We start from the raw sequence: 18,330 nt of genomic DNA on the forward strand, positions 1-18,330 counted from the left end.
CGTTCCCGTTATCGGTAAGGTTGCCATCGCCCTCGGTATAGGTGGTCCCGTTCAGGGTCACGGTAAGCACGTCGGCCGAATCCGCAGTCCCGGTAATGGTGGGAGTAGTATCGTTTGTCAACAGGGTATTTACGGTGGGTGCCGTAGGATCCGTAAGGTCAATGGATAGTTCGTCCGTAGTGGTATCGTTTGCAGTATTGCCGGCCAGGTCTGTGGTGGTCGCCGCTACATCGTAGGTGCCTTCGGCCAGTTCGCTCCCTGTGGGCACGGTAAGGGTCCAGGTATCGTTCCCGTTATCGGTAAGGTTGCCATCGCCCTCGGTATAGGTGGTCCCGTTCAGGGTCACGGTAAGCACATCGGCCGAATCCGCAGTCCCGGTAATGGTGGGGGTAGTATCGTTGGTCAACAGGGTATTTACGGTAGGTGCCGTAGGATCCGTAAGGTCAATGGATAGTTCGTCCGTAGTGGTATCATCGGCGGTATTGCCGGCCAGGTCTGTGGTGGTCGCCGCTACATCGTAGGTGCCTTCGGCCAGTTCGCTCCCTGCGGGTACGGTCAGGGTCCAGGTATCGTTCCCGTTATCGGTAAGGTTGCCATCGCCCTCGGTATAGGTGGTCCCGTTCAGGGTCACGGTAAGCACATCGGCCGAATCCGCAGTCCCGGTAATGGTCGGGGTGGTATCGTTGGTCAATAGGGTATTGACGGTGGGGGCGGTGGGGACAGTGGTGTCTACCGTATACGATTCGGTATCGGTACCAGTATTCGTGCAAATTCCATTCGTGGTTTCAACGGATGCATCAATTGTTGTATCTGCATCGGCAACCAAATCACTTCCATTGACCGGAATACTAAAACTAAGATCTGCAGCAACATTACCTTGATAGGATACATTGTTAATTGTTAGGGTAACTACATCGTTCACTTGAGCATCGCCACCAACAACACCGGTGACATTTACTAATCCCATTGCTTCGTCAGAATTCACAATATCATCAGTTGTAATATTCGAGTCCAATGTAATTGTCGGTGCCAAAGTGTTATCCTGAATTGTTACAACAACTGGTTTTAATTCACCGGCCATATTTTCACACCCACTACCGGAATCGGTAATACTGACATAATAAGTATATGGACTGTTTAGACCTGAAAGTCCCAAAATGCTCAATTCATCGTTGGCATCAATATTATAAGTGATACCGCTATCGACCATTCCATCTGTAATTGGATTGGTTTTATTGGCATCCAAATACCAAGAAAAGGCTCCCGTTAAAGCACTTCCCGGCACTAATGTTACTGTATTTGATGAGCAAATGGTACTTTCATTGCCAGTTACCGTGATATCCGTTGCTTCCGGAGAAGGAACAACTGTTACTTCCACTGGGGTACGCTCAGATTCCTCAGGACAACCAACTTCCGCTGCCGCTACATAAAAAGTGGTATCCGCCAAAATTGCAGAAGTAACAAAGGGCGTTCCAGACGCCACTGTTCCCAAAAGTGTGCCGTCAACCGCACTGTCATACCATCTAAGCTCCAGGTCGTTGGGATCTGCTACCGCAATGAGACTGGCTGATTCCCCCTTGCATATATCTACATCTTGAGTGCTAGCATCGAATGTGGGAGGTCCGGGTACCTTTTTAACCTCATGAACCTCTAATTTCTGTGGTAGGCTAAGAGTTACTAAAGAGCTGAATCTTATGACAATCCTGTCTATTGGCGCTCCTGGAGCGAAAGGTACTACTGCATTTTCGTCATTTTGAAACAATCCCAATAAATCTAAATTCAACAAGTCGGTCAAACTTTCTGAGGCTACTAAATTAGCTCCATTGTACCCCAATATTTCAATATTGTCCAAAACACCCAGAGCCAATAGACCCGAATTCAGTTTTAAATTAAAATTAAATACCTCATTGGAATGTGAAAGTTCTTCAAAGTAAAGAATTTGTTCTATAGAAGAACCAACACCTATAAGGCCTAAATTTAGTTCGGAAAAAGTGTTGTCATCATCGTCAATGGCATCCTCTGGAGCATTAACACCTACACCACCAACACCTAAAAGTCCAGACGGACTTCCATCGTAAGATGTAAATGAAGGGGATCCGCAATCACCTATTATTTCGGAGGTGTTGTAAAATGCGCCATATACCCCTAATTTTTTGCGGCCAATGGAAGTTACTCCCTGATCTATACTGTTTACTAGTCGAATCCTATTAAAATCTTGATCAGGTGTAATGACAATGAAAAATTCCCCAGCTTCATTCATTACGAGCCTCATTCTTGATGTTCCAAATTCTCCTGCGTCATTTGAATCTCCTTGGAGAACTACGGTATTCACGTTCTTTACTTGTACAGTGAATTCTTGCTTGCTGACCAACGTAGCCCCTAAAAAATTACCTAAGCCCCCAGCCAATAAAGGTGCCAGGATAGGCTCCTCTGCATCAATCTTTACATATACGGTAGTTTCTGCTGGTATTAATGAAGGAAATTCCAATTCTAGATGCCCGGAATAACTACCTATACCATCTTTAGCCTCAATATCAGCCTTGGTACTTAAGTCTGAATCAATAGCATTTGCTGAATCATCAGTGTTGCTTTGGCTTATTATGCTATTGGCAAAAACCCTAGTTTGGCCAAATCCGGATATGGACATCAATAGGCATACAAGTAGGCACCAATAAAAATTAATTAATTTGGTATAATTAAATCCCATAGGCAGAAATAATCACATTTCAATATTTTTTTTGTGTATAACACCTTTTTATAACGCATCAAGCCTTACTTTATTGAGTTCTAAGACGGTGAGATGGAGATAATTAGTGGTTTCAATTTAAATTATACCATAAGGTGCTTTTAAAACGAGGTATGTATTAGGAATTGGTGCCACCCTTTTATTGGAATTCTACGGGGACTTTATTTCGGTGTTTCCATCGCTTATGGGTCCAAAGGTAGTACTCAGGTTTTTCCCGTATCTGATCTTCGGTCAACCTTAAGAATCGGTCCGTAATCTCGTTCTTTTTGGTTTGCTTACCAGCTGTTGTAATGGGAATAAATTCTGCCTTATAATATCCTCTTTTTACTTTTGATACTTTTAGGAAAACCACTGCCAGATCCAATTTTCTGGCCATGCTTTCGGGGCCGTTAAATATAGGCACCTTAACACCCATGAATTCACTCCAATATTGAGCTCTTTTTACTTGAGGAGATTGATCGCTCACCATACCATAGGCAGATATTACCCCATTTTGGACATTCCTATATACCGTTTTTACAGTTTCCTGCTGGGTTATGAGGGTGGTATTCCATTTGGCCCTTATTTTCTTTATCAAATCATCAAAATAGGAATTCCCAATTCTTTGGTAAACGGCATAACCTTTTGCATTCACATAGTTATTAATGCTCACGTTCCACTCCCAATTGGCGTAATGTGAACATACAATAAGAACACTTTTATCTTTTACGATTTCCTGTAGCACCTCAATATTGACGATCTTATAACGTTCTTTGAGTTCCTCTTTGGACAGGTTCAAGGTCTTCACCATTTCTAGGAACATATCGCACATATGGCGGTAGAAATCTTTCCGGATTTTTTGTATTTCTTCCTTGGTCTTATTGGGAAAAGCGCGCCTAAGGTTTTCTTTCACCACTTTTTTGCGGTAACCAACAACATGGTAAAGAATAATAAAAACAAAATCTGAAAAAAAGTAAAAAAGTCTAAAAGGTAATATGGAAATAAGCCATAGTAGGGGGTAAACCAGAATATATACTAGAAACTGCATGCAGATATAATTAGGGCAAATATAGCTATATTTGAACCCAAAAATAATAGTTTTCTTCATGAATAACATTCATCTTGCTACCATTGCCATTATGGCCGCCAATGTCATTGCCTCCCTAAAGGGTTTTAATAACCAGACTTTCTTTGAACGTTACAAGTTTGGCGTTGGTGCTATTCAGGCAGGACAGAAAGATAGGATGGTTACCTCGGGTTTTTTACATGTAGACCTTTCCCATCTATTTTTTAATATGTTTACACTTTATTTCTTTGCAGATGTGGTCATTGATTGGTTTGGTCCCAGTAAATTCCTTATCCTTTATTTTATTAGTCTGGTTGCCGGTAGTTTATTGGCATTGTACTTTCATAAAAACGAACCTTATTACAGCGCTGTGGGAGCCAGTGGAGCCGTTACAGGTATATTGTATTCTGCCATCCTATTGGAACCGCAAATGCGATTGGGAATTATGTTCATTCCTATTCCTTTACCAGCTTACGTTTTAGGAATTCTTTATTTATTTTATTCTATCTATGGAATGAAAACAAGATTGGGGAACATTGGGCATACTGCCCACTTTGGTGGTGCTATTGGCGGGTATGTTGTAACCTTGTTCTTTAAACCAGATCTACTTGTTACAGATACCTTAATGGTACTATTATTGGCTTTGCCTATTGTACTTCTTTTTATTCTAGGGAAAATGGGCAAGATTTAGTTCTGTTTCCAGAACTACCGAATGAGGGTTCAATTGTGCTGCTGGGTTAAGGATTGTTCAAAATTGAACACGGATCAAAAGGCAATGTAGGAACGGGAGATGTATAAAATAATAAAGGCCCGTAGATTTTACGAGCCTTTATTATTTTATGTAGTATATTTTACTGTAAAAGTTCTGCAATTTTCGACTCCAATTCAGGGCCTCTAAGGTTTTTTGCTACAATAACTCCGTTTTTATCAAGGATAAAAGTAGCAGGTATGGCTTCTACATTGTAAAGTTTGGCTACGGCATCATTGAAGTAATCCAAACTGGAAATATGGTTCCAGCTAAGTTTGTCATCCGCAATGGCCTTTTTCCAATCTTCTTCCTTTCTATCCAAGGATACGCCAATTATATTAAGTCCTTTGGAATGGTACTTGTTGTAGATATTGACCACATTTGGATTTTCAACCCTACAAGGTTTGCACCAGGCAGCCCAAAAATCGATGATGGTCACTTTTCCCATGGCTTCTTTTAGGGACAATTCCTTACCCTCTGGGGTAGGTCCTGAAAAGTCGGGGGCAGTGGCGCCAATAGCTGTACTCTTCCCTTTTTCTTCCCTAGCTTTGGCTGCTTCCAAACTTTTTAGGATGTTTTTGGCGGGCAGGGTTTCCTTTATCTCTGGAGTTAAGGCATCATACATTTTTTGTGCTTCTTCGCTCTCCACTATTCTTGTATTAAGTCCTTTTTCTATCAATAAAGCAGAAATAAGACCATTAGGATTGTTTTTAATGAAGTTCAATTCAAAATTCTTATATTCTTCCTGAAGTTCGGCAAACTCGTCACGCAAGGAGTTTACAGTAGCTTCGTTTCCGCCCATATTGGCGTTTTGCATATCTCTTTGAATAGACATTGCCTGATCGGACAAGGCCCTTGATTCATTTAGATAGTTAAAGAATATATTATTTTGCTCAGTGCCTTTAACCTTGGCAAAATTTAAACTATCCTTCTGGGCACTAAGTTCTATTTCACCTTTCTCGGCAACAACCGGAGTGTAGCCTTGTACTTTATCAACAAAAACATATATTAGATCGGGTGAATCAGCAGGACCACTAATAGTAAACTTACCGTTTTCCACAGTGGTGGTGTCAATATCATATGGCTGATTGTTTTCATCAATCTTTCTTATAAATATTTGGGTACCGTTTTCCACATCACCGGTTAAAGTTCCGGTCAATACAAAACCTTCAGGTTTACTGTTGCACGCTACAACTCCTACAATTACGGTAAGCGATAATAATATTTTTTTCATTTCTGTTTTCTTTTAATTGCCGCAAATGTACTTATATATAAGTAATAAAAAAAGCCATAAATGCTACAAGAACATTCATGGCTGAATAAAATAGTATTTCGTTATTTATATCAAAACTGATAGCGAATTCCCAAGGCAATATCAAAATCAAAATTATCTGAGAAATCTTTATAGCCCACAATGCCAATTTCAGGTCTAAAATCCAATGAAATCAGTAAAGGAATGTCAAAGTTGTATTCAATACCAATATCTCCGGCAGCCAAAACAAATAGGCCACCATCTGGTGTGTAGTATCCACCATTGCCATTAGGTTTGGAAGCGAAGTCCACACTTCCCAGTCCGCCACCGGCTCCGTAGTACCAATTGAAATTTCCGTCCAAGGGTCTAACCCATTGGTAAAGGGCCGTTAATTTAAAAGCATCAAAATAACGACTGTCCCGCCATCCAAGGTTGGCTTCCAATCTGTTGTCACGATCCAAAGATTTTTGATAGGAAATTTCTGCACCAAAACCATCACTGTCCCCCAAGCGCAGACCAATGGCGTGATCGGATATTTCCTGGGCACTCATAGAGAACCAGGAACAGAACATAAATAGGGTAAATAATTTTAAAATTTTCATAAGTGTTCTAAAGTTAATTAATGTAAAAATTAAAAATTCATTATTAATCTGAAACAATAAAACTTAATTTAGTGCCCAAAATTGTTTTGAGTTGGATAAAAATATGCTAAATAAATTAAAGGACGATTTAGAGGGCGATTTGTTTGTAGACAAATTAATGACCACCCTATATGCCACTGATGCTTCTGTATATAGAAAAATGCCAATGGCAGTGGCCTATCCGAAGACTGAAGAGGATATTAGAAAACTAATTCTATTTGCAGGTGAACACAAAATTGGTTTAATACCCAGAACTGCAGGAACCTCCCTTGCCGGACAATGTGTTGGGGATGGTATAGTAGTGGATGTCTCCAAAAATTTCACCAAGATTCTCTCCGTTGATGTAGATAAAAAACAAGTAACCGTACAACCAGGGGTGATCCGTGACGAGTTAAATCTCTACTTGGAACCTTATGGCCTATTTTTTGGACCAAACACTTCTACTTCCAATCGCTGTATGATCGGGGGAATGGTAGGTAACAACTCCTCGGGAACTACCTCCATACAATACGGGGTTACCCGTGATCAAGTGGTATCCTTACAGACTTTTTTATCCGATGGAAGCAAGGTAGAATTCAGGGATTTGTCCTTGAACGAATTTCTGGGTAAAATGTCCTTGGATAATTTTGAAGGAAAAATTTACAACAACATACATAAAGAATTAAGCAACAAGGAAATACAGGCGGAAATTGTTAAGGAATTTCCAAAACCCCAGATCCATAGGCGCAATACAGGATATGCTGTGGACGAGTTGCTCAGGAACAATATTTTTGGTGATAGCGCCGAAGGCATAAACTTATGTAAATTATTGAGCGGTAGTGAAGGCACCTTGGCTTTCACTACAGAAATAGTACTGCAATTGACCGAGTTGCCTCCCAAACTTTCCGCCATGGTAGTTACCCATTACAAAACCTTGGAAGATTGTTTGTTGGACGTTGCTCCCCTAATGACCCACAATCTGCATACCTGTGAAATGATGGATAAGGTAATTTTGGATTGTACCAAAAATAACCGTACCCAATTGGAGAACAGGTTTTTTGTGGAAGGCGACCCCGCGGCATTGTTAATGTTGGAGGTTAAAGCGGATACCGAAGAGGACTTGGACAAACAACTTCAGCAATTATTGGAGACCGTTAAAAAGTCTGGATTGAGCTATGCCAGCCCTATATTGAGGAGGGCCGACGTAAATAAGGCCATTGAACTTAGAAAGGCCGGATTGGGTCTTCTTGGAAATATAGTCGGGGACCGCAAGGCGGTTGCCTGTATAGAGGATACGGCGGTAGCGCTGGAAGACCTTAAGGATTTTATAGGCGAGTTCTCCCAAATAATGAAGGACTATAAGCAAGATGCGGTCTACTATGCCCATGCAGGGGCAGGGGAGTTGCATTTAAGGCCAATACTAAATTTAAAGAAATCTACAGATGTGGCCTTGTTCAGGTCCATTACCACGGACGTGGCCAAGCTTACCAAAAAATACCACGGATCCTTTAGCGGGGAACACGGTGATGGAATTGTAAGGGCGGAGTTCATTCCCTTAATGATCGGACAGAAGAATTACGAGCTCCTTAAGCGGGTAAAGACCTATTTTGATCCATACAATATTTTTAACCCAGGGAAAATTGTGGATGCCTATCCCATGGATGAATCCCTGAGGTATGAAATTGACCGCCAGGAACCGGAAATAGAAACCTTGATGGATTTCTCCGATAGTGAGGGCATTCTAAAAGCGGCAGAAAAATGTAATGGTAGCGGGGATTGTAGAAAGACCCATGTGGTATCTGGAGCCATGTGCCCCAGTTACCATGCTACAAAGAATGAAAAAGATACCACACGGGGCCGTGCCAACACCCTGCGCGAATTTTTAACTTCTTCGGAAAAGACGAATAAGTTTAACAATAAGGAGCTAAAAGAAGTTTTTGATCTTTGTTTAAGCTGTAAGGCCTGCTCCAGTGAATGCCCCAGCAACGTTGATGTGGCTACGCTTAAAGCAGAGTTTTTATATCAATATCAGGAAGAGAATGGCTACCCGCTCAGAGCGAAGCTTTTTGCCTATAACACCCAGCTGAATAAATTGGGAAGTAGTATGGCAGGTATTACCAATGCCATGTACGATTCCAAATTTGTTGGCGGATTGCTTAAAAAATCGGTCGGAGTAGCAGAGCAAAGAAGTTTACCGAAAGTCTATAAGTTCAATTTTGATAAGGAGCTTGAAAAGGCTAAAGGTCAGGTAATTGTCACCAGGTCCAAAGTTGTGTTGTACATAGATGAATTCACCAACTATTTGGATGTTGAACTGGGTAGGGATGCTATTGAAGTATTGACACGACTGGGGTATGAGGTGGAACTTTTTTATGCAGAGAGTGGAAGGACCTATATTTCCAAAGGGTTTTTAAAACAGGCCAAAAAATTGGCCATTAAGAATGTAGATAGACTTTCGCAGCTAACAGATAAAGGACTTCCAATAATTGGACTGGAACCTTCCGCTATACTTACGTTTAGGGATGAATATAAACGATTTGGTTTTGATAAAAAGAAGATGGATGCCGTTGCTGCCAATTCTTTTTTGATAGAAGAATTTTTGGCCAAAGAAATTCAGTCCGGCGCTTTAACCGCCGATCTGTTTACAAAGGAAGCCAAGACTGTAAAGATCCACACACATTGCCATCAAAAGTCAATATCCAACCAAAAGGTAACTTTTGACATATTGAATCTTCCAAAGAACTATACTGTTTCTATCATTAGTTCCGGATGTTGTGGTATGGCAGGGTCCTTTGGGTACGAAAAGGAACATTACGAGGTAAGTATGCAGGTAGGGGAGTTAAAGTTGTTTCCAGCCGTTAGGAAGTCTGCAGAGGATGTGATTATTGCTGCCAACGGCACCAGTTGTAGGCATCAGATATATGATGGTACCCAAAGAAAGGCCTTGCACCCTATTTCTATTTTGAAAGAGGCTCTTATTGTGTAACAGGGTTCTTCCTATTGGTATGAGCTTGTGCTTTTTTAATTAAGAATAGAAAATTTTGGCCCCGTCACGATATTTGTTATGCAATATGGGACGGGGCTTTTTTTATAAGCAGCCATTTCCTTCTAAGGGAAAAAGGTTTGTCTTAATTAAAGATATTTCAGGGGTACTCCTAAATTTTAGTTTTTTTGGGTGACTTTATATTTATGGATGTGGCAGCGAATAATTCGTGTATTTCCATGCCCTTAAGTTCTTCATCCGCAAAGAAAGGGGAGAGTTTGTCCGCACTATATCTATATATTTTCCAACGTTTAAAGGTGTATTCAAGAGCTGTTAGGTTTTCTACCCAATCCCCGGAATTTAAATAGGTACATTTGCCTTGTTCACTTTCATAAATCTCTTTTTTGGGTTGATGGATATGGCCGCAGATAACATAATCATAGTTCTTGTCGATGGCCAATTCCTTTGCGGTATGTTCAAAATTCTGGATAAATCTAACAGCACCCTTTACGCTGTTTTTAATTCTTTTTGACAAGGAATATTTTTCGCGCCCCAATTTGCCCAAGATCCAGTTAATGGTTCTGTTAAGGAGAATTAATAGACTGTAACCATGCCTTCCCAGTTTGGCCACCCATTTTGCATTCTGAATGGATATATCAAAGACATCACCGTGAAAGAACCATGCCCTTTTGCCATTTAATTCTAGACTCAATTGATCTACGAAATGGATATTACCCAAAGAGGTGCCACAGAACCTTCGAAGCCTTTCATCGTGGTTCCCTACAACGTAATACACTTCGGTTCCGTTAGCGGCCATTCCCATAATTTTTCTCAGTACTTTTAGGTGTATGGCAGGGAAATATTTCTTGCTAAATTGCCAGACATCAACTATATCTCCGTTTAATATTAGTGTTTTAGGGTTTATACTGTTCAAATAGGCCAGTAGTTCATCCGCATGGCAAGCGAACGTTCCTAAATGTACGTCGGAAATAACTGCCAATTCTATTTGTCGCTTTTTCACGGAGGTGGAATTTTCTCAAATTAAACCTTTGGATTTAAATTTATGGTGAAGGTAAAATCAATTTAGGATAAGGAAATAGTTAAGTTTACATTAAGTAGGTCCAATTCTGTTTTAATTTGCAATAAGCAAGTTTTCTATTTTCGTATCTCTTTTTTAAGATTTACCTTTGGATCTTTGAGTTGAAATGATTCTTTAAACCATTTCATAACCACAATTTTTAATTACAAACATGGCAGGAAATACTTTTGGAACCCTTTTTAAACTATCTACGTTTGGAGAATCGCACGGTGTGGCCATAGGCGGCGTACTGGATGGATGTCCGGCAGGAATTGAATTGAATCTGGAGGCCATTCAGGAAGATCTGAACAGACGTAAACCAGGTCAGTCGGCCATCGTTACCCAACGTAAGGAGCCTGATACCGTGGAGTTTTACTCCGGGATTTTTGAAGGGAAGACCACAGGGACACCTATAGGGTTTGCCATACACAATACCAATCAGAAATCACATGATTATTCACATATAAAGGACTCTTACAGACCTTCGCATGCCGATTATGTATACGACCAAAAATATGGTTTCAGGGATTATCGCGGAGGAGGAAGAAGTTCGGCCAGGGAAACTGCCAGTAGGGTAGTTGCTGGCGCTATTGCCAAACAATTCTTGGGCGATATGAAAATAAACGCCTATGTTTCCCAGGTGGGCGAGTTAAGCTTGAACAAAAGTTACCAGGAACTCGATTTTTCTTTGATCGAATCCAACCCGGTACGATGTCCGGATACCGCCACTGCAGCTAAAATGGAAGATTACATCAAAAAAATAAAAAAAGAAGGCGATACCATAGGTGGGGTTATTACCTGCGTTATCCAAAATGTTCCAATAGGCTTGGGAGAACCTGTTTTTGATAAGCTGCATGCCGAATTGGGTAAAGCTATGCTTTCCATCAATGCTGTAAAAGGCTTTGAGTACGGTAGCGGATTTGAAGGAGTAAAGATGAAGGGGAGTGCACATAACGATCAGTTTAATACCGACGGTACTACCAAGACCAATCATAGTGGCGGTATTCAAGGTGGTATCAGCAACGGTATGGATATTTACTTCAATATTGCCTTTAAGCCCGTTGCTACTGTTATTCAGGCCTATGATACCATAGATAAGGAAGGGAATAAAGTAACCACCCAAGGTAAAGGTAGGCACGACCCATGTGTAGTGCCCAGGGCGGTACCAATTGTGGAGGCAATGGCCGCCTTGGTTATGGCAGATTATGCATTGTTGAATAGGACCATTAAATTATAGCGTTATATTTTTTGGTGCTTTGCACCACAAAATACTATCTTTCCAATCTAAATCATTGTTTTTATGAGGAAGTTGGAATTGCACTGGCAAATTATTTTGGGAATGGTGGGCGGAGTTCTTTTTGCTTTGGCCATGGTACAATTCGATTGGGGCCCCAAAATTGTCTCGGATTGGATTAAACCCTTTGGGAATATTTTTATCAATTCTCTAAAGCTTATTGCAGTTCCATTAATATTGGCTTCCCTCATCAAGGGAGTTTCCGATCTAAAGGATATTTCCAAACTTTCAAAAATGGGAGGGAGGACTATCGGAATTTACCTTATAACTACTATTATTGCCGTTTCCATCGGACTTACCATAGTGAATATCATAAAACCTGGATCCTCCATTTCAGAGGAGACTAGGAACGAATTGGTGGAAAACTACAAGGGTGATGCCGATTCCAAAATATCCCAGGCCAACCAACAAAAAGAGTCAGGGCCGCTACAGGCCTTGGAAGACTTGGTCCCCAGTAATATTTTTAGTGCCGCCAGCGATAACGGAAATATGTTGCAGGTTATCTTTTTTGCAATCTTTTTCGGGATAGGGTTAATCCTGATACCGGCAGAGCAGGCCGATCCGGTAAAGAAATTTTTTGATGGCTTCAATGAGGTAATTCTAAAGTTGATAGATTTGATTATGCTGGCCGCTCCCTACGGCGTTTTTGCCTTATTGGCCGCTTTAGTGGTGGAGTCTCCCAGTTTAGATCTATTTAAGGCACTTGGATGGTATTCGATAAGTGTACTATTGGGCTTGATTTTAATGATAGGCGTTTATGTTTTGTTTGTTTGGATTTTTACAAAACGCAAACCATCATTTTTTATAAATGGAATTTCCCCGGCACAATTATTGGCATTTTCTACCAGTTCCAGTGCCGCCACACTACCTGTGACCATGGAAAGGGTAGAGGAGCATTTAGGGGTTGAAGAAGAGGTTGCCAGTTTTGTATTGCCCATTGGGGCTACTATAAACATGGACGGTACCAGTCTTTATCAAGCTGTTGCAGCGGTGTTCATTGCGCAGGCCTTTGGAATGGATCTTAGTTTTGGTGCGCAATTGGGAATTATAGTTACCGCCACCCTGGCCTCTATAGGTAGTGCCGCTGTACCGGGAGCAGGGATGGTGATGCTCGTTATTGTTTTGGCTCAAGCTGGAATTCCAGAAGCGGGACTGGCATTGATCTTTGCTGTAGATAGGCCTTTGGATATGTGCAGAACGGTAGTTAATGTTACCGGGGATGCCGCGGTATCCATGATGGTGGCAAAGTCTGTGGATAAATTAGGGGAACCTAAGGTAAAGGAATGGAGCGATCATTATAAGCCCTCAAAATAATTCATTGCCTTTTAATTTTTGGCGGTGCAACTTATTGGTGGCCCACTTACTTATTAAAGGTTCAGTTTTTCAAGGGTGCTCCATGGTCTTATATTTATAGTTAGGGTTTTATGATAAAAGAACGAAGTCAGCAGGAAATTATCAGTCAATTTCCCAATGTATTTGCAATTGATGCCAACCTGGACAGGTTGGTAAAAAAAATTGAATTACTTACCTATTTAAATCCTTTAAATATTGAAAAGGAAAAACATCGGTTTTTTTCATCCAAGTTCGTAGATGAACCCATATTTAAGTATAAAAAACTACAATTCGACCCTTATAAACTAAACCGTTTGTTCTTCTCCCAGCGCTTGGAGCGCATAAAGGATGAACAGATAAGGAAATTTTATCAGGAAGTAGTGTATTACTATGCCAATATGATACAGTGTATCGAGACCATTGGCCAAAACAAAAAGTTTTATTACAATTCCCTTAGGGTTTACGGTACTCCCACGGAGAAAGATGTACAGAATGCCAGGTTTATTCTTCATTTGGCTGATGAGCGGGATACCGAGGACATGGAAAAAATATATACCCCGGAAGACGCAAAGGTTTATTTTGAAGAGTTTGTACAACAATATAATTTCCCTCTAAACATTTCCTTTTCCAATAGTATTGCTGCTGATGCTATGGTGAGCAATAATACCCAATCTCTCCTAATCAAGAAAAATACCACCTTTAGCAGAAACCAATTACTTACTTTGGCCAATCATGAAATTGGAGTGCATTTGGTAACTACCTATAATGGCATGTTGCAACCTTTAAAAGTCTTTTCCAATGGTTTTCCAAAAAACGTGGAAACCCAAGAGGGCCTAGCGGTATTTAGTGAATATATGAGTGGGGCCCTAAGTTTAAAAAGATTAAAGGAGTTGGCCTACAGAGTCTTGGCTTCTGACAGTTTAATAAAAGGATATAGTTTTTCGGACACCTTCGACATGCTGCACGGGCAGTACAAGCTGGACCGGAACAAAGCCTTTACCATAACTATGCGGGTCCACAGGGGAGGCGGATTTACCAAGGACCGCCTGTATCTAAGTGGATTGAAAAAGATTTATAAAAGACATAAAAATGGCATGTCCATGGATACTTTATTAACAGGTAAGGTTACTATGGAATCTGAGGCCACTATAAACCGTTTTAAGGACTTGGGCTTGGCAAATGATCTAACACATACCAATATGGCTTTTGAGCGCAATTGCAATAAGAATAGTACCTTGGATTTTATATTGGACAACTTGAAATAAGTGATAGGGTACTTCTATTTACTTTTGTTTGGATGCGTAGACCTGGTGTGGTATATGGGGGTAATTGAAGAAGTTTATGTATTAAGGTTAAATTATTTTAAATAGCCCTTGGAATAATAACTTAGATTTTGATATCTTTGTACCACCATTAAAAAAACATAGCAATCATGTTCGATTTTGACCAATATTTAGGGTTTTTAGCATTTTTGACCATCTTGACCATCGGGTTTTGGTTGATGATTTTTTTGTTGACTTTTGTTATTCCCTACTGGATAGGAGGTGCAATCCTGGAAATATTGAAAGAAAAGCGCGAAGCTAAAAAAGCAAAACGTAACCAATAGGGATACGACGATATACTGTAAATAAAAAGGGAGCCCAATGGCTCCCTTTTTATGTTTAGGGGTTCTAATATTTACCCTTCGAAGTCCATATCTTCCCCACCGCCACTTCTGCCTTGCCTACTTCTATCATTTTTGTTTTGGGGTTGGTTGAACCTGTATTGAAACGACAAGGTAATTTGCCTTTCCCTAAATTGAAATTCACTATAGGTAGCTACATTCTCTGTTCTGGTATCGCTTCTACGTTTTCTAGAATTGAATATGTCCCCTACGTTCAAAGTCAGTGAGCCTTTATCCTTTAGAATATCCTTACTCAAGCCAAGGTCTGAACTTAACATACCCTTGTTAGTGTTTTGAGCATCTTCGGAAGGACCCATATAAAAGAAATTGGTCTGAAAATCGATTTTTCCGGGCAATGGTATTTTAGCGCTAAAGCGGGTAAACCAGGAGAAGTTGTTGGCATCAAAATTTTGAACTATTTCTTCATTTTGACTGTTGATATAGGTGAAATCTCCTTGAAGATCCCTTTGAAAAGCATTGACATTCCATGTTAATCTCCAATTTCTTTTTGGGGTATACGTCGTGGTAAACTCCATGCCATATCGATCTTCAGTAGCTAGATTTATAGGGCTTCGTACCTGTACGGGTACTACAATAGGGTTCTGTGGGTCGTCCGGATTTTCAATGGTTACGAAGTCGCCCGTCTCCCTGGAAACAAATTGAAATACTCCAGTAGATCTGTTAAAGTATCCGGAGGTAGTAAAAGTAAACTTATCCCATCTTTTCAAATATCCCAAATCGTACGCATCTGTAAAAGTAGGGTCCAAATCCGCATTTCCTTGAAAAAGATTGGTGTTGCTGGATCTGGAAGGGAATGGGTTGATAAACCTTGATCGCGGTCTTCTAAGTCTTTTGCTATAGCTTAAGGTAACTTGTTCCTTCTCGGAGAATTCATAGCCCAGGAATATGGATGGGAACCAATTTACATAGTCCTTATTGGTAAGTTCGTTAGAGTTGACCAGTTCGATCCCGATATCGGAAGCCTCCATTCTCAATCCGCCTAGAATACTGAATTTGTTAAATTTAGACCCCAATTGGGTATAGGCCGCATTTACGTACTCCTTATAATTTAATTCATTGCTGAAGTTAGGGTCGCTATTGAATCCCCCATCTTGTTGTTCGATACCAAAATCAAAATCGGTATTGTTATTGTTGAAGGTCCCGCGATACCCAATTTCAAATTGGGACTGATTATCCTTTCCAAAGGGAAGTACATAATCCATCTGCACCAATTGGGATATCTGTGTTTGGTCATCTATGGTCCTTTCGGTATCCAAAGCAATATTATCCCCTAGGATGACCTCCTCGATAATCGAATTTTCATTGTCAATTCCCTTTGAGTACTGGTAGTCGAAGGTAAGGATATGTCCTTCCCTTTCAAATTTCTTTTGGTAATTCAATGAGTATTGAACCTCCTCCTCAAACTCGTCCTCAGTGGTAAATCGGTTTCTTTGGATGGTTGGGGTTCTATTGGCATCAAAATTGGAAAAATCCACATTCACTGTGTTATCCCCATTAGATTTGCTAAACACAAAAGAATTGGTAATGCTGCTGCTTTCATCCAAAAACAGTTCAAAACCAACATTGGTGTTAAAACTTTTGTCCTTTCTTTGGTAATCCCTTACTTCATTCTGATAACTCAAGGTGTTGCCGTTACTGTCAAAGTTCTCCTGATCGAACAATGCATTCCCTGGGCCGCTGCGATAACGGTAGGTGGTATTGGTGAAGATATTGAAGTTGTCCCGTCTTAAATTTAGGCTCAAGGACCCTCCATAAGTCTCTGGATGCCCTGTATAAACATTGACGGATCCGTTTACCCCGGCGGTCTTGCTCTGCTTTAGAATTATATTCAAAATACCTGCTGTTCCTTCGGCATCATACCTTGCGGAGGGGTTGGTAATTACCTCTACCTTTTCTATGGCATCCGCAGGCAACTGTTGCAGGGCCTCGGGACTCAGGCCCGACAAGGCCGATGGTTTGCCATTGATAAGGATTCTAACACTTTCGTTTCCCCTGAGACTAATGTTACCTTCCACATCCACGGAAACCGAAGGTACGTTGCTCAGTACATCGGTTACCGAACCACCTTTCACGGTTAGGTCCGAACCAACGTTATATACTTTTTTATCCAGCCGTAATTCTACTGTGGTGCGCTCGCCGACCACTTCTACTTCGGCCAACTGGGCAACGTCTAAGGAAAGACGGATTACGCCAAGGTTGGTGGAAGATCTTAGACTTTGATTATTTAATTTATAGGATTTATACGAGATGTATTCTACACTGATATTATAGTTTCCAGGAGCTGTCTCAACTTCGAATTGCCCGTTGACATCCGTAATCCCACCTGTAACTTTTTCTGGATTTCTAACACTTTGTAATACCAAAGTGGCATATTCCAAGGGTTGATCTGTTTCTTGGTCCAAAACGGTCCCAGTTATTTTTATCGGTTCTTGCGGGCCTTGGCCCCCTTGTGCATAACCTATTAAAGTGATGAATAATAGTGTAACTGGGAGTAGTTTTTTCATTTGCTATGTTTTGGATTTGTTTTTTCTCTTCTTCTTTTTTTCTTTAACCTTTTTAAAACCGCTTTTCTGAAGTTCTACAAAGGCCTCATACTTATCTGCTGGTAATCCTGCCTTAAGTTCTTCATCTTGCTTTAAAGTGATTTTTTCATAACTTTCCCTCATCTTATCGGCCGGTAGCTCCAGTATCTGCAATTCTATACGTTCCTGCAGGTATTTTTTTAAGGTGGTGCTCAAAACAGCTTCCTCAAACGGGTTTAAGCCTAATTTTTCTGTAATGCTCGGCATTTCCTGATCCACAATTTGAGCAGCCGTTAATTTTTCCGGTTCCTTAGGCGTTTCCTGTACTTGTGGAATAGTATTGCGCTGTCTACCATATCCTCCGTATCCATATCCATTTCCGTATCCATTACCATACCCATATTGGGCACTTAAAAAAGGGAATGATAATACGATCAATAAAAAACTTAAAAATAATTTCTTGTTCGTTTTCATAATGTCAACTGCTTAGTGGGATTCCAAAATTAATAGATGGTTTAACCCTTAAGGGTTAAATGTTTGTTAAAATGAATATTTCAAGAACTGTGCCGTATTGCGGCGGCAATTGCTTTGATTCTTTGGGAAGTACATAATATAATAATAAATGTTCCTTTTTTCAAATCAGTTTAACTCAGATCCTAATTTAAAAGGTCCTTTATTTTTTCGGGAGGTCGTCCAACCACCCCTTTGCTGTCCTTGATGACTATGGGGCGTTCTATGAGTTTGGGAAACGCTATCATGGCAGCTATTACTTCATCGTCCGTCATGGATTTTCCCTTGAATTTTTCTTTCCAAATGGCTTCGTTGGTTCGCACCAACTCCATTGGTGATATACCTAAAATTTTTAGAATGGCTTCGAGTTCTTTTTTGGTAGGTACGTTTTCAAGATATTTAATGATCTCGAAGTCTTTTCCCGAATTTTCTAGAATGGCCAATCCTTCTCTGGACTTTCCACATCTGGGGTTGTGATATATTTTAATCATATTTATTGGATTTTAAGTTTCGTGG

At 40.5% G+C, this 18,330-nt stretch carries 14 protein-coding genes; 6 read left to right on the plus strand and 8 right to left on the minus strand.

Going from position 1 to position 18,330, the window contains the following annotated elements; all coding sequences use genetic code 11:
* Positions 1–2,647 (minus strand): Ig-like domain-containing protein (locus KO529_RS11290; protein WP_215947992.1); only part of this gene is annotated, 2,647 nt, incomplete at its 3' end.
* 238 nt (positions 2,648–2,885) lie between these two features.
* The gene (locus KO529_RS11295; protein ID WP_215947993.1) at positions 2,886–3,773 is read right to left on the minus strand and encodes a lysophospholipid acyltransferase family protein; all 888 of its coding nucleotides are present in this window, start codon (positions 3,771–3,773) and stop codon (positions 2,886–2,888) included.
* 58 nt (positions 3,774–3,831) lie between these two features.
* Between KO529_RS11295 and KO529_RS11300 the strand changes: the two genes are divergently transcribed.
* Positions 3,832–4,482 carry a rhomboid family intramembrane serine protease gene (locus tag KO529_RS11300; RefSeq protein WP_215947994.1) on the plus strand — a complete coding sequence of 217 codons (651 nt, stop codon included), beginning with the start codon at positions 3,832–3,834 and terminating at the stop codon, positions 4,480–4,482.
* Between the two features lie 160 nt (positions 4,483–4,642).
* Here the strand turns inward: KO529_RS11300 and KO529_RS11305 are convergent, their stop codons facing one another.
* Positions 4,643–5,773, minus strand: coding sequence for a TlpA disulfide reductase family protein (locus KO529_RS11305; protein WP_215947995.1), 1,131 nt, complete (start codon positions 5,771–5,773; stop codon positions 4,643–4,645).
* 110 nt (positions 5,774–5,883) lie between these two features.
* Positions 5,884–6,393, minus strand: a complete 510-nt coding sequence (locus KO529_RS11310) for a hypothetical protein (RefSeq protein WP_215947996.1) — start codon at positions 6,391–6,393, stop codon at positions 5,884–5,886.
* A 103-nt stretch (positions 6,394–6,496) separates the two neighbouring features.
* Between KO529_RS11310 and KO529_RS11315 the strand changes: the two genes are divergently transcribed.
* A complete protein-coding gene (locus KO529_RS11315; protein ID WP_252734379.1) occupies positions 6,497–9,397 on the plus strand; it encodes an FAD-binding and (Fe-S)-binding domain-containing protein in 2,901 nt (966 codons plus the stop codon).
* A 169-nt stretch (positions 9,398–9,566) separates the two neighbouring features.
* Here KO529_RS11315 and KO529_RS11320 read toward each other — a convergent pair whose 3' ends face one another.
* Entirely contained in the window at positions 9,567–10,415 is an 849-nt protein-coding gene (locus KO529_RS11320; protein WP_215947998.1) for a UDP-2,3-diacylglucosamine diphosphatase, read from the minus strand.
* A gap of 229 nt (positions 10,416–10,644) precedes the next feature.
* Between KO529_RS11320 and aroC the strand changes: the two genes are divergently transcribed.
* The 4 genes from aroC (at position 10,645) to KO529_RS11340 (ending at position 14,704) form a co-directional block, all read left to right on the plus strand.
* A complete protein-coding gene (aroC, locus tag KO529_RS11325; RefSeq protein WP_215947999.1) occupies positions 10,645–11,709 on the plus strand; it encodes a chorismate synthase in 1,065 nt (354 codons plus the stop codon).
* A gap of 63 nt (positions 11,710–11,772) precedes the next feature.
* Positions 11,773–13,080, plus strand: a complete 1,308-nt coding sequence (locus KO529_RS11330; protein WP_215948000.1) for a dicarboxylate/amino acid:cation symporter — start codon at positions 11,773–11,775, stop codon at positions 13,078–13,080.
* Between the two features lie 110 nt (positions 13,081–13,190).
* Positions 13,191–14,363, plus strand: coding sequence for a flavohemoglobin expression-modulating QEGLA motif protein (locus KO529_RS11335; RefSeq protein WP_215948001.1), 1,173 nt, complete (start codon positions 13,191–13,193; stop codon positions 14,361–14,363).
* Positions 14,364–14,530: 167 nt separating this feature from the next.
* Entirely contained in the window at positions 14,531–14,704 is a 174-nt protein-coding gene (locus KO529_RS11340) for a hypothetical protein (protein ID WP_215948002.1), read from the plus strand.
* A 71-nt stretch (positions 14,705–14,775) separates the two neighbouring features.
* On the opposite strand, the gene KO529_RS11345 is transcribed toward KO529_RS11340, so the two are convergent.
* The 3 genes from KO529_RS11345 to arsC form a co-directional block, all read right to left on the minus strand.
* Entirely contained in the window at positions 14,776–17,286 is a 2,511-nt protein-coding gene (locus KO529_RS11345) for an outer membrane beta-barrel family protein (RefSeq protein ID WP_215948003.1), read from the minus strand.
* Between the two features lie 3 nt (positions 17,287–17,289).
* Positions 17,290–17,778: a hypothetical protein gene (locus tag KO529_RS11350; RefSeq protein ID WP_215948004.1), complete on the minus strand. Its 489-nt coding sequence runs from the start codon at positions 17,776–17,778 to the stop codon at positions 17,290–17,292.
* 182 nt (positions 17,779–17,960) lie between these two features.
* A complete protein-coding gene (gene arsC, locus KO529_RS11355; protein ID WP_215948005.1) occupies positions 17,961–18,305 on the minus strand; it encodes an arsenate reductase (glutaredoxin) in 345 nt (114 codons plus the stop codon).
* Positions 18,306–18,330: the final 25 nt, after the last annotated feature.

Origin of the sequence: Arenibacter algicola, from assembly GCF_018860365.1 — a bacterium.
Taxonomy (GTDB): Bacteria; Bacteroidota; Bacteroidia; order Flavobacteriales; family Flavobacteriaceae; genus Arenibacter; species Arenibacter algicola_B.

Bases quoted from the DNA above. Each gene is read 5' to 3' on its own strand.
- KO529_RS11350 (WP_215948004.1), bottom strand. From the start codon at position 17,778: ATGAAAACGAACAAGAAATTATTTTTAAGTTTTTTATTGATCGTATTA.
- KO529_RS11305 (WP_215947995.1), bottom strand. From the start codon at position 5,773: ATGAAAAAAATATTATTATCGCTTACCGTAATTGTAGGAGTTGTAGCG.
- KO529_RS11300 (WP_215947994.1), top strand. From the start codon at position 3,832: ATGAATAACATTCATCTTGCTACCATTGCCATTATGGCCGCCAATGTC.
- aroC (WP_215947999.1), top strand. From the start codon at position 10,645: ATGGCAGGAAATACTTTTGGAACCCTTTTTAAACTATCTACGTTTGGA.
- KO529_RS11335 (WP_215948001.1), top strand. From the start codon at position 13,191: ATGATAAAAGAACGAAGTCAGCAGGAAATTATCAGTCAATTTCCCAAT.
- KO529_RS11345 (WP_215948003.1), bottom strand. From the start codon at position 17,286: ATGAAAAAACTACTCCCAGTTACACTATTATTCATCACTTTAATAGGT.
- KO529_RS11315 (WP_252734379.1), top strand. From the start codon at position 6,497: ATGCTAAATAAATTAAAGGACGATTTAGAGGGCGATTTGTTTGTAGAC.
- KO529_RS11340 (WP_215948002.1), top strand. From the start codon at position 14,531: ATGTTCGATTTTGACCAATATTTAGGGTTTTTAGCATTTTTGACCATC.
- arsC (WP_215948005.1), bottom strand. From the start codon at position 18,305: ATGATTAAAATATATCACAACCCCAGATGTGGAAAGTCCAGAGAAGGA.
- KO529_RS11330 (WP_215948000.1), top strand. From the start codon at position 11,773: ATGAGGAAGTTGGAATTGCACTGGCAAATTATTTTGGGAATGGTGGGC.
- KO529_RS11310 (WP_215947996.1), bottom strand. From the start codon at position 6,393: ATGAAAATTTTAAAATTATTTACCCTATTTATGTTCTGTTCCTGGTTC.
- KO529_RS11295 (WP_215947993.1), bottom strand. From the start codon at position 3,773: ATGCAGTTTCTAGTATATATTCTGGTTTACCCCCTACTATGGCTTATT.